At 55.6% G+C, this 12,487-nt stretch carries 11 protein-coding genes; 4 read left to right on the forward strand and 7 right to left on the reverse strand.

The features are described 5' to 3' along the window. The first annotated feature begins 5 nt into the window (after nucleotides 1–5). The gene (locus ABDK11_RS10950) at nucleotides 6–1,994 is read left to right on the forward strand and encodes an acetyl-CoA carboxylase biotin carboxylase subunit (RefSeq protein WP_346836543.1); all 1,989 of its coding nucleotides are present in this window, start codon (nucleotides 6–8) and stop codon (nucleotides 1,992–1,994) included. 73 nt (nucleotides 1,995–2,067) lie between these two features. Here ABDK11_RS10950 and ABDK11_RS10955 read toward each other — a convergent pair whose 3' ends face one another. Further along, entirely contained in the window at nucleotides 2,068–3,546 is a 1,479-nt protein-coding gene (locus tag ABDK11_RS10955; protein WP_346836544.1) for an alanine/glycine:cation symporter family protein, read from the reverse strand. Nucleotides 3,547–3,951: 405 nt separating this feature from the next. Between ABDK11_RS10955 and ABDK11_RS10960 the strand changes: the two genes are divergently transcribed. Continuing rightward, nucleotides 3,952–4,347 (forward strand): hypothetical protein, encoded by a 396-nt coding sequence (locus ABDK11_RS10960; protein WP_346836545.1) that lies wholly within the window; start codon nucleotides 3,952–3,954, stop codon nucleotides 4,345–4,347. A gap of 136 nt (nucleotides 4,348–4,483) precedes the next feature. Here ABDK11_RS10960 and ABDK11_RS10965 read toward each other — a convergent pair whose 3' ends face one another. Further along, entirely contained in the window at nucleotides 4,484–5,338 is an 855-nt protein-coding gene (locus ABDK11_RS10965; RefSeq protein WP_346836546.1) for a 3-keto-5-aminohexanoate cleavage protein, read from the reverse strand. Nucleotides 5,339–5,734: 396 nt separating this feature from the next. Between ABDK11_RS10965 and ABDK11_RS10970 the strand changes: the two genes are divergently transcribed. Continuing rightward, nucleotides 5,735–7,675, forward strand: a complete 1,941-nt coding sequence (locus ABDK11_RS10970) for a prolyl oligopeptidase family serine peptidase (RefSeq protein ID WP_346836547.1) — start codon at nucleotides 5,735–5,737, stop codon at nucleotides 7,673–7,675. An 18-nt stretch (nucleotides 7,676–7,693) separates the two neighbouring features. After that, entirely contained in the window at nucleotides 7,694–8,194 is a 501-nt protein-coding gene (gene greB, locus ABDK11_RS10975) for a transcription elongation factor GreB (protein WP_346836548.1), read from the forward strand. Between the two features lie 79 nt (nucleotides 8,195–8,273). Here the strand turns inward: greB and ABDK11_RS10980 are convergent, their stop codons facing one another. The 5 genes from ABDK11_RS10980 to ABDK11_RS11000 all read right to left on the reverse strand — a co-directional run bounded on the left by ABDK11_RS10980 (nucleotide 8,274) and on the right by ABDK11_RS11000 (nucleotide 11,942). Further along, a complete protein-coding gene (locus ABDK11_RS10980; protein WP_346836549.1) occupies nucleotides 8,274–8,639 on the reverse strand; it encodes a hypothetical protein in 366 nt (121 codons plus the stop codon). A 302-nt stretch (nucleotides 8,640–8,941) separates the two neighbouring features. Next, nucleotides 8,942–10,099 (reverse strand): DUF2971 domain-containing protein, encoded by a 1,158-nt coding sequence (locus ABDK11_RS10985; RefSeq protein ID WP_346836550.1) that lies wholly within the window; start codon nucleotides 10,097–10,099, stop codon nucleotides 8,942–8,944. 154 nt (nucleotides 10,100–10,253) lie between these two features. Then, nucleotides 10,254–10,661, reverse strand: a complete 408-nt coding sequence (locus ABDK11_RS10990) for a hypothetical protein (RefSeq protein WP_346836551.1) — start codon at nucleotides 10,659–10,661, stop codon at nucleotides 10,254–10,256. Between the two features lie 98 nt (nucleotides 10,662–10,759). After that, the gene (locus ABDK11_RS10995) at nucleotides 10,760–11,302 is read right to left on the reverse strand and encodes a hypothetical protein (RefSeq protein WP_346836552.1); all 543 of its coding nucleotides are present in this window, start codon (nucleotides 11,300–11,302) and stop codon (nucleotides 10,760–10,762) included. A gap of 94 nt (nucleotides 11,303–11,396) precedes the next feature. Continuing rightward, complete coding sequence (locus tag ABDK11_RS11000; protein ID WP_346836553.1) at nucleotides 11,397–11,942, reverse strand: hypothetical protein; 546 nt, start codon at nucleotides 11,940–11,942, stop codon at nucleotides 11,397–11,399. Nucleotides 11,943–12,487: the final 545 nt, after the last annotated feature.

Here is a 12,487-nt window from a genome sequence, read left to right on the forward strand (position 1 = left end):
CAGCCATGAGCGAAACAACAGCATCCGGCGAACGCCCCGCCCTACTGATCGCCAACCGCGGCGAAATTGCCGTGCGCATTGCGCACAGCGCCCGCGCCGAGGGCTACCGCACCATCGCCATCCACAGCGATGCCGACCGCGATGCTTTGCATGTGCAGGTCGCCGACAGCGCCGTCGCCATCGGCGGCAACACGCCGGCGGAATCCTACCTGGATATCGGCAAGGTCATCGCCGCCGCGCACCGCAGTGGCGCCACCGCCGTGCACCCGGGTTACGGCTTCCTGGCCGAGAACGCCGACTTTGCCCGCGCCTGTAGTGATGCCGGCCTGCAGTTTGTCGGCCCGGCGGCGGAGGCCATCGAACTGATGGGCAACAAGCGCCGCGCCAAGGACTTTGTCGCCGCCGCCGGCGTCCCCTGCATTCCCGGTTTTCAGGGCAGCCAGGACGACGACGTATTGATCGAGGCGGCACAACAGATCGGTTTCCCGCTGATGATCAAGGCTGCCGCCGGCGGCGGTGGTCGCGGCATGCGCCTGGCCCACGATAGCAATGAATTGCCGGCGCAATTGCGCTCGGCGCGCAGCGAAGCGCAGAGCGCCTTCGGCAGCGGCGAGCTGATTCTGGAAAAGGCATTGATCGACGCGCGCCATATCGAGATCCAGGTATTTGCCGATAACCTCGGCAACGCCATCCACCTGGGTGAGCGCGACTGCTCGATTCAACGGCGCCACCAGAAAATCGTCGAGGAGTCCCCCTCCCCCGCTGTCGACCCGGCGCTGCGGGAAAGAATGGGCGCGGCTGCCGTGGCCGCCGCGCGCGCGTGCGATTACAGCGGCGCGGGCACGGTCGAGTTCCTGCTCGACGGCAACGGCGATTTCTATTTTTTGGAAATGAACACCCGCCTGCAGGTGGAACATCCAGTAACGGAAATGGTGACTGGGCTGGACCTGGTGGCGTGGCAACTGGCGGTGGCGCGCGGCGAGCCGCTGCCGATCACGCAGGAACAGGTACAGCAGCGCGGCCACGCCATCGAGGTGCGCCTCTACGCCGAAGACCCGGAGCAGCACTTCCTGCCACAGACCGGCGAGATACTGCACTGGCGCGCGCCGCAGGGCGACGGCATCCGCATCGACCACGGCATTCGCGCGGGCTGCGCCGTTTCCCCCTACTACGATCCGATGCTGGGCAAGCTGATCGCCTGGGGCGACAACCGCGAACAGGCGCGGCGGCGCCTGTGCGCGGCGCTGGAGCAGCTGGAATTGATCGGGCCGAAAAACAATCTGCCGTTCCTGCATCAGATTCTCGAGCATCCGCTGTTTTGCAGCGGCGGCGCCACCACCGCGTTTATCGAACAGGTCTTTCCCGATCTCAATCGCGACAATTCAGCGGCGCCAGCGGATGCGGAAACCCTGGCCACGGCCGCGGCGCTGCTGCACGAGGCCGGCCTGTCGGCAGCGGACCGCCGCAGCGGCCGCGCCAACTGGCGCAGCGACGACCACCGCCTGCCGTTCAACTACCGCTTACAGAACGGCGACGAAACCTACGAGTGCCTGCTGCACTGCGGCGGCGCTCACAGTTACCGTATCGCCGTTAATGAGGCGGCAATCGATGTGGAAATCATCGACAGCGAGGCCGCCCTGCTGCGCATCGACGGCGCACAGCAGCGGCAACTGTACCGCCTGCACAACGGCACACTGCACCTGCCCCGCAACGGTTATCAATGGCAGTTCCGCAATGCCACCCAGGCCCCGGCCAACCGCGGCAGTAGCGCCGGCAATGGCCGCATTACTGCGCCGATGGACGGCTGTATCGTCGAAGTACTGGTGCAGCCGCAACAGGCGGTAAAACACGGGGAAACGCTGGCGGTCATGGAGGCGATGAAAATGGAGCATCCGTTGAAAGCCGACCGCGATGGCACTATCGCGACCATCGCTGCCGGCACCGGTGACCAGGTGCGCGGTGGGCAGCTGCTGGTGCAGATCGAGGCAGATTAGCCGGGATTACATTAAAGCTTTAGTGAGGAATGCAGAAAAGGGCATAGCCGCGGCACCCCTGCTTTGCATTCCATCACGCGCCTCCCCCATCCCAAACATCGTGCTGCACCCCTTTGATATTGTACTGGCGCGCATCAAACACCGGTTCCGCAATCCCCTTGGCCAGCTGCGCCTCGTAGTCACCGAGCACCTTGAACGCCACACCGGAGAGCAACAGTATCGCCAGCAGGTTGGCCGAAGCCATAAAGCCCATCGACATATCCGCCATGCTCCACAACAGCGCGAAGTTGTCCGATCGCCCGCTGGCGGCAATCCAGGCACCGAAGAGGATAAACAGGATATACAGCGCGCGGTAACAGAAGATCGAGGTGCGCGTATGCCAGAGGAAGAAGATATTGGTTTCCGCGTAGTAGTAGTTGGCGATAATCGAGGTGAAGGCAAAAAACAGCAGCGCGATGGCCACAAAACTGCCGCCCCAGCTACCTACCTCGCTGGCTAGCGCGTCCTGGGTCAGTGTCACACCCTCCACGGTGCCCACGGAATGCATATCCGCCAGCAGAATGATCGACGCCGTGGCGGTGCAGATCAGGATGGTATCGAGAAATACCGAGGCCATCTGCACATAGCCCTGGATGACCGGGTGCTTGACGTCCGCCACGGCACCGACGTTCGGCGACGAACCCATCCCCGCTTCGTTGGAAAACAGACCGCGCTTGATACCGTTGGCCACCACCGCACCAAAGGCCCCCGCTCCCGCCTGCTCCATACCAAAGGCATTGCCGAATATGTGCGCGAAAACCTGTGGCAACTCCCCCAGGTTGGTGAAAATTACATAGAGGGCAACCAGAATGTAGGCCAGCGCCATAAACGGCACCACGATGCCCGCGAAGCGGCCGATCGAGTGAATGCCGCCGAATACGATGATCGCTGCCAGAATGGCCACCAGCGCGCCCACTAACAGCGGATTGATCCCCCAGGCGCCGTGGATCGCCGACGCCATCGCATTTGCCTGTACCGCGTTGAAGACAAAACCGAAACAGATCACCAGGAAAATGGAAAACAGCACCGACAGCCATTTCCAGTTATGCCCCAACCCCTTCTCGATGTAGTAGGCCGGCCCGCCGCGAAAGGTACCGTGTTCCTCGCCGCGCTCCTTGTAGACCTGCGCCAGGGTGTTTTCGACAAAGCTGGTGGCCATGCCCACCCAGGCCACGATCCACATCCAGAAGACTGCCCCCGGGCCGCCCGCGGTAATCGCCACCGCCACGCCGGCGATATTGCCGGTACCGACCCGCGCCGCAGCGCTGGTGGCAAAGGCCTCGAAGGACGACACCGAATCGCCGTGCTCCTTGCGCAGGCTCAGGCGCATTACGTGGAGCATATGGCCGAAGTGACGAAACTGGATAAAGCGGCTGTGCCAGGTGAAATAGAGCCCCGCCGGCAATAGTGCCACAATCAGGATGCCCAGCCACCAGAAGCCACCGAGTCCGCCCCAGGTGATCGCATTGCCCCAGTCGACAAAATGCGCAAAGGTATCCAGAAAGCCCTGCATCGCCCGCTCCCGCACAGGCGCCTGCCGCGCAGACGCGGTTGGCGCAAAAAGTTGCCTGTGCAATAAAGACTAGCCGACAACCGGGCATGCGGAATAAAAGTACAGTGTCCCGGCGGTCGAAAAAACGCAACCGCTATCAATATGGGAAATTGAAGGCAAGTTTCACAAACCCTACTTCGCGTGGGATCCGACCAACCCTGCAGATGTCGTATTTTTCTTTTGTTGGCTATGCTGCATACAAGATCGCGATCGCGTCAGCGCCGGCGAACAATTCAACAGCGAACTTCCTTGTGGACACTTCCAAGGCAGCTAATGATGTACAGGTCAATTCGCGAAAACACTATCCGCAAGGCATATGGACACGAGTTTGCGACCCTGTTTGCCTTAATCTCGATAGGAATCGTTGTGGCCACAACGATTGATGCGGTCCACGAAGTGCTCTTTCTGAAAGACATCTATGATTTCAACGCGATCACGCAGATTTTCGTCAAGACCGTCAGTAATCTGGTTGTCGCCCTGACGATTTTCGAGCTGGCGTTAGTCATTGACTCGGAACTCTCGACGCCACACCCGACGGACGCGACGCGTTTTACCAACGAGTCATTGCGCCGCGGAGTGCCCCGGTTTATCGCTACCGTCGCCTGCGCGCTCGCCCTGGAAGGTCTGATCCTGATCATAAAATACAATTCAGAGGGCGCTTATGACCGCATCTATATTGCCATCGCCGTTATCTTGAGCTCTGCGGCCCTCGTGGGGGCACTGGCGCTCTTTCTCAAGTTGCACAAACCTGAGCAGGCTTGACCAATCCACGATGAACGGCCCCGTACATGCCGCACGAATGGTCGCCCGCTCGCGTGGACGAACATAAACCCGGGAAGGACAGTTTCCCAGCTAACATCCGGAGACTATGCGGGATAGGTGCCCGGACTACGCCGACTCACAAAAACAGCTCGCGCGCACGCCCCGGCGACACGACCTTACGCCCCGCTTCCTCAGCAATCCCGACCAGCGCCTCGATCAGCTGGCCATTGCCGCTGGTGCGCACGCCATCGGGCAGGTAGAAAGTGTCCTCGACGCCGCTGCGCAGGTGTCCGCCCAGCTCCGCCGTTTTGCGATGCACCGGCCAGATCTCCTCGCGACCGATCACCGTGCTCTGCCACAGCGCGCCGGGCTTCATGTACTTCGGCAACAGCTGCAGGAGTTCAGGATCCGCCGGCATGCCGGAGGCCACGCCCATCACCAGGTTGTAGTTGGGCGCGTCCACCATACCCACATCGGCAAACATGCCCACCGAGCGCACGATGCCCAGGTCGAAACACTCAAACTCCGGCCGCGTACCGGTCTCGCGGCACACCGCCAGCAGCTCCTCGACCTTGTCCACCGGATTCTCGAATACCATCGGCGGCCAGGCCCAGGTGCCGTTGGAGCGCGCCTTCAGATAATTGAGGCTACCCGCATTGCACGCGGCAATTTCCGGGCGCCCGGCGCGAATGCAATCCAACGGCCCCTGCTGATCGCGGCCAATGGTGCCGGTGGTGAAGTTCAGGATCACGCCGGGACAGGCCGCGCGGATTTCATCCGCAATCGCCAGCGCCACCTGCGGATCCCAGCTGGGCAGATGGCCCTTGCCTTCCTCCTGGGCGCGGAAGTGAATATGCATCACCGAAGCGCCGGCGTCGTAGGCCTCGCGCGCCGACGCCGCCATTTGTTTTGGCGTCACCGGCACCGGATGTTGTTGCGGGTTGGTCAGCACGCCGGTCAGGGCGCAGGTAATGACCACTTCATCAGACATGGACGCTTCTCCTGCATTATCTTTCTTGTGTCAGGCAATTCTTGCAGGCACCTCTTACAGGCAACCTATTGCGCCATTTACCAAGCGCTTGCTTGGTGCAGGCTAGCATAGGCCGAAGACGAGAGAAAGAATGCAGGCGGCGGGCTCCGCTAGTCACAACAGCACTTGCCGCGAAGGTGACGCTACCGGCTACCGCTTTGTGAGACTTTATGAGCCATGGATGGCGATTAAAGCCCCCAAGGATGGGTTCACGGCGTGTCTCACAAAGCGGCACCCGGTAGCGTCACTGCCACTCAAACCGTTCAATAGACCACATCCGCTGGATAAAGGCGGCTTGTCACTCCCCCGTGGCACCGGCAGAATGCGCCGCACAACAAACGCGAGGACAGGAACCCCATGAGCGACAATGCGAGCGTGCACACCGCCCCCTACGGCAGCTGGAAATCCGACATCGACGCCGACCTGCTGGTACAGGGCAGCGTGCGGCTCGGCGAAGCGAGCCTGGTGGACGGGCGCTATTACTGGCTGGAGTCACGCCCCGCAGAAAAAGGCCGCTCTGTGCTGGTTCAGCACTGCCCCCATAATGGCCGCCGCGATGTGATTCCGGCACCCCTCAGTATCCGCTCCAAGGCGCACGAATACGGCGGCGCCAGCTACCTGGTCAGTGGCGATACCGTCTATTTCGCGCTCGCCGACGACCAGCGCCTGTACCGCATGCCGCTGGACAACCCGGTACCCGAGGCGATCACCGCCGAGGGCGACTACCGCTACGCGGACCTGCACCTGGATCGCCGCCGCAACCGCCTGCTCTGCGTGCAGGAAGACTGTTCCGGCGACGGCGAACCCCGCGCGCGGATCCTCGCCATTGATCTCGACAGTCCGCTGGGCTCAACGCCGGCGATACTGGCCGAGGGCGCCGACTTCTATTCCAACCCGGCACTGAGCCCCGACGGCAAGCAGCTCAGCTTCCTGCGCTGGCAGCACCCGAACATGCCCTGGGACGCCACCGAGCTGTGCCTGGCGCAACTGGATGACGATGGGCAACCGCAGCACACTGACGTGGCCGCCGGCGGCGCCGACGAATCCATTTTCCAGCCGCAGTGGTCGCCGGAAGGCGAACTCTTCTATGTGTCCGACCGCAGCAACTGGTGGAACCTGTATCGCCGCGGTGACGACAAGCCGGTGTGGGCCCTCGAAGCCGAATTCGCCACACCGCAGTGGGTGTTCGGCATGTCCACCTACGGCTTCCTGAACTCCGACGAGATCCTGTGCACCTACACCGAAGGCGGGCGCTGGCACCTGGCGGTACTCGACATCCACAGCGGCAGCCACAAACGGCTGGACGCGCCCTACTGCGATATCGAAAGCCTGCGCTGCGAAAGCCACAAGGCGGTCATGATCGCCGCCGGCGCCAGCCAGTTTCCGGCGGTGGTGGCCTACGATAACCACAGTGGCCAGTTCAGCCAGATCGCCAGCAGCAACCGCTGCGATCTGTCCGACAACCTATTTTCCCTCGCCCAGGCGATCGAATTCCCCGCCGGTGAACGCAGCGTGCACGGCTTCTACTATCCGCCGCACAATCCCGCGTTTACCGCCCCGGACGGCGAGCTGCCGCCGCTGATCGTGTTCAGCCACGGCGGGCCGACCGGCGCCACCTGCGCCGGGCTGAACCTGAAGATCCAGTACTGGACCAGCCGCGGCTTTGCCATCCTCGACGTCAACTATTCCGGCAGCACCGGCTACGGCCGCGCCTACCGCGACCGCCTCAAGGACAACTGGGGCATCTGGGATGTGGAGGATGTCTGCGCCGGTGCCGAATACCTGGTAGCCAAGGGCCTCGCCGACCCCGAGCGGCTGCTGATCAAGGGCGGCAGTGCCGGCGGTTACACCGTGCTGGCCGCCCTGACCTTCCACAGTACCTTCAAGGCCGGCGCCAGCCACTACGGTATCGGCGACCTGACCACACTGGCGCGCGACACGCACAAATTCGAATCCCGCTACCTGGACAAACTGGTCGGCCCCTGGCCGGACACAGAGGCAGTTTACCGCCAGCGCTCGCCGATCGAACACGTGGAGCAGCTGAGCTGCCCGGTGATTTTTTTCCAGGGCCTGGAAGACAAGGTGGTGCCGCCCAACCAGGCACAGACCATGGTCGACGCGCTGAAACACCAGGGGATCCCGGTGGCCTATATCACCTTCGAAAACGAGGGCCACGGCTTCCGCGGCGGCGATGCGATCAAGATGGCTTTGGAAGGCGAGCTGGAATTCTACAGCCGCGTATTCAAGTTCCCGCTGCCGCAGCCCGGCCCGGGCATCACCATCGAAAACCTGGATTGAGAGACCGGAACTAAGAATATGGGACGATGGAGACCACCGCGCCCGCGCGGTTCCCGCTATATCACCCCGGAAGGCGCGCGGCGTATGCGCGCCGAGGTGAAATTCCTGTGGGAAGAGGAACGCCCGCGGGTCACCCAGGCCGTCAGCGACGCGGCCAAACTGGGCGACCGCTCGGAAAACGCCGACTATATCTACGGCAAGAAACGCCTGCGCGAAATCGACAGCCGCGTGCGCTTTCTGACCAAGCGCCTGGAAGAGATCACCGTGGTCGACCGTCTGCCGGAAGACCGCGACAAGGTCTTTTTCGGTGCCTGGGTCACGCTCGAAGACGACGACGAAAATACGCGCTGCTACCGCATCGTCGGCCCGGATGAGTTCAATGTGAAGGAGGGACTTATTTCGATGGACTCACCGGTGGCCCGCGCCCTGCTCGGGCGGCGGCTGGATGATGAGGTGGAGCTGATGGTCGACGAAGAGTGGGTGACTTTTTATATTGTGGAGATTCGTTATCAGGAGTGACGCAGAGATTGCGACACCTCGATTGGCGTGTCCTCGGTGATGCTCTTGTTCTCAAGAACGCGAGAAACGCCTCTGGAAATCAGAGGCTTGTTTTATGCCACCCGCGCGTCTCCATGCACTGGACATACATGGTGTCGCGCTGGCTTTTCAGCTTGCTAAGGGATTCTGTATCTTTCATATATTTCTGCTCCTGGACACTTGTATTGGTTTGCGCAACAACTGAGTAGTAGCCACCGTCGTGCCCGCTGTACGGCTCAGAATAGACACCGAATACCGGGCTGTCCCCGAATACGGACAGGGTTGCATCCACACATTCGCTCTTGTCCTGCGCAAACAGGGCATCCCGCGCATCTTCAGACAATTCTTCTCGAGTGAAGGTCATGGTCGGGTTATAGGTTGCACATCCGGTGATGGAGAGGATTATTATGGCAATCGCGATCCGCATTTAGAGCTGCCCTCTTTCTAAGCTGCAAAAAGGGTGCGGAGTCTGGACTAACCACAACCGAAATTCCAGAGTTTTTCTGCAGATAACAGCTCATTTTTCGACGCAATTGACGCATAGATCAATGTGATCTTGCCCGGAAAAAAGGGCAAATCACTTCTTCCACTCACGGTCAAGCACCTCTTTATTTGGTAATGAGGTGTCTACTTTTGGTGGGGAAGTTGGACCTCTAACGCCGCGCTCTGCGGAAATTTTGGAGCGTAGCGGAAAAATTTTCCGGCAGAAGCGCCTTATTATACGCTTTTTCATCCAAGGACTTGTATCCGGTTAGACTTGTTTCCCTCAAATTTAATGCCCCAGCCATTCCTCCATCTATCATAAGCGTGCTCGAAGTTTTTGTGCGATTTGTCAATTTCCTGACCACTAGAAATCATCTTGTCAATTTCTACTTGAATTTCTCTTTTAGATCCAGAAAGGCGGGCATTAAAAACAGCGAACTCAAACATTATTCTTTCGTGGTCTTCTGACCTATAAAGCTGTTCTTGACGATAAAGGAGAACTTCCATCAGCCTATCTTTATTTCCTTTTGGCATTCGAGCACCAAAAATAATACCCACTAATTGCGTTGGCTCATAATAAAACAATCGTTCTAGCGAGCTTAATTCTATATTCTTACCGAAAATCCAAGACATTCTAGGAGATATTGAAACTCTTACTTCCTGCTCATAATCCCAAGAAATATGCTTGTGCAAAAACTGTTCAGATTGTAATGTTATTAGATTAATTCTTTCTTCTTCAGGGAGATCCCCTCCTATAACCGCCACTGGGAGCCTATGGAATCCGCACAAGGACTTGACTTCCTCTTGATAAATAACTTCTTGGAAGCTGAAACTTTCAGGTAATCCGTAACTACTATTTTGGGCGAGTCCATTAGGCGTCTTTCGGCTAATAGAGCGTTTCTTGAGAGGAGGATATTGCCTTAGCTTCCCGTCAATAGGCTTAAATATAAGGCTATAACCTTGGTGTTGCGAGGCATAGTGCGACCACATTAGAGGATCGTTATCTGCTTTTGAGAAACAGGCAAAATAACTTGGTTCTGGTTTGTAAATTTTCAAAAGTTGATTAAAACAAGCCGCAAGACTTTGAGACAAAGTAAAGTCTTTTAATACTTCAAAGCACAACCGTGATATATCTAGCAGCAATGCCTCGTCATAGGTCAGAGGACACAAAGACGAAATTTTGCCCGCCACCTCCTTTATTTGCAGGCCACTTACATTGTTATTACCTATCTTTCTTACAAGTAAATTTACGAGATTCTCCCAGTAATCCTGGCGACCAGTAAACTCATAGAACCCTTTGCTGTCATAAGGGTCATTACACTCTTCCGTTGAAGCAAGAAACAGCTCACTATACATGAGTTCCTTGATGCTTAATTCAGAAAATGGCCTGTAACGATAGTACAAACTTTTAATCCTCTAATTCTGATTTCATGACCGAGCTATTTTCGCGTATAACGCCGCAATCAGCCGCGGCTAAGTTTTGCATTTTTTGCGCGATAATGGAGCGTAGCGAAAGCGCAAAAAGTGCACAAGCTTAGCCGTCGGTTGCATTGTTTGGTTATGCGACGCCACCATCTAGATATCCCATGAATCGCAAGCCCGGGTAAAACCACCAAGAAAAATACACTTTATCAGCAATGAAAGGTAGCAGCCCTAGAATACTAGAGAAACCACATACAGACCAAAACACAAACTCAAAAGATTTATGTCTTTTCTGAATCTCATTTTCGTAGACCTTAAATGAATAGGTGAGCGTCAAAAAAGATACGCCTAAGAAAATAAGAAAGCTAATAAAAAGCGGTCCGACAAAGACAAAATCCTCTAATGAAAACGCGACTCCACGCGCATGCCAAGGAATAGGAAACCCGTATACCACGACAACTGGACCTTCTCCGACTATAGCCGAGCTCGCAGAAAAGAAGCTGGTTAATACCAACAATGAAAACGCCAGGGTAAATATCTTCATTTTATTAAACGCTATAACGCCCAGTTTAGGGACGGCTGGAGCATAGCGTCAGCCGTCCCAGCCGCGTATTTCTCGGCGACTACAACTGCTTTTTAGCTTTATTGATTGTCAAGATAATCACTTAAAGACTTAACTGTCATTGCACTATCATGCCAGCCAATTTCCTCTGCTATGCCAGCAATATCTATGAAATCTTTAGCATTGTCAGTGCAAATGGTTGCGAATATATTCCTAGCTGTAGAGTATATTATATGATCCATGTGCCTCTTTTTAATGCCGCTAGACTGTAGCCCATTTAGCTCTATGTGCTTTGACATTCTATTTGTTGCTGCTTGCCACTCATGATGTGATGGATTGACAATGTACAGACCATTAGGAACTTGCCCAGCCCTTCTACCCATTTCAAAGCTCATGCAATCATGCCTCTTTGCTTTAGATATAAGTCCGAGGAGTTCCTTTTCAGCATCACTGCTCTTGTGCTTAAAGAGTTCAAATTCGTAAAGTGCAGGAGTTGGAATAACAATTTTGTATTGAGATACAAGGCGAGTAATTGCCTTTTCCCAATCATTTTTCTTAGCAATATTTATGATCGCATTTGTATCGAGTACAACCACATCATCTAGAGACTGATTTTTACCCATGTTTTGCAATAACTCCGAAAGCTAACGCCGCTGAAACGGGCCGAGCGATAGCGAGGTCCAGCCCCAGCTTGCTGGGGCGATGTGCTCGACTTTGTTAAATATTTTTAAGGGCACCAATGCCAATTTTTCTCCATAAATAAACGTCCAGATCAACTCTGTTACAACGCAACTCGCCCGCTACCAGCCCAGCATATTTTTGATACAACATATTCTCGGACTCTTTTAAGCGTTTTATCGCGTCCCATTTCGGTAGTTTCGGCTTATGTTTAGTCAGCTCAAGACCCTTAGCAACATGACTATCTAGTGGCAATTCTAAAATCGAAGCAATATGATCTAAAGAAAACTCTTCATTTATATATTTGTTGTATAAGCAGTCCCGAAGGTAGATATTTATCGATTTTCTGGCCGCCCCAAAATTGTTCGCACCTTTAGGGAACTTCAATCTGAGCTTTTCAGTTAGATTTGCTAAATTTTCGGAAAACTTATCTTTTTCACTAGATAAATGCTGCAAGTCTATAGTGCACAAGAAATCTCTAGCAATTTTATTAAGACCTGACGCTCCTTGATTCCTCAGCGTGGAGTTGCCAATTGCTAAATTCGCTGTCCTTTTAATCAAGTAATTTAGTGCTTCGCGTTCCATACGTCACCTATATATTTAACAGTTTATTAAAGAGCCAATGGCTCACTATCTCTTTGGCTACTATTTCTTGGCAACCGTTCGGAATGCGATTAAAAAAATTATTTCAAATCAATCAGTTACACGAAACTGAGCACCATTTAACCAATAATAACCAGCCAACGGCTCAAGTCGCCTGCATCTACCTATGGCTGTTGAGCATATTTCAAACCCATGCAAAGTCAATGACTTGGGTGGGCTGCCAGGTAGATATGAGCCGCGACTCATTATTTCGGGGCTTGGCGCCTTGCTCACGGAAAATCTAGTGTATTGCCTTCGGCTTCCTTCAGATTCGACCTTGCGATGGACACCCTTGCCGCTCGGCCAATCGTTCTCTTGCCAGGCCGGTAGTAAACTTGCACCACCAGGTCATCCAGTCGTGACCACTATCCCCAATTAGCGTGTTATTTCTAACCGATTGATAGGCAGTGGAGTTTCCCAACCCTCCGCATCCAGGTAGAAATAACGATCGCCGGGAACGATATGAGAATCGCCATGCCAATATTTTT

The organism is Microbulbifer sp. SAOS-129_SWC (genome assembly GCF_039696035.1).
Classification (GTDB): Bacteria; Pseudomonadota; Gammaproteobacteria; order Pseudomonadales; family Cellvibrionaceae; genus Microbulbifer.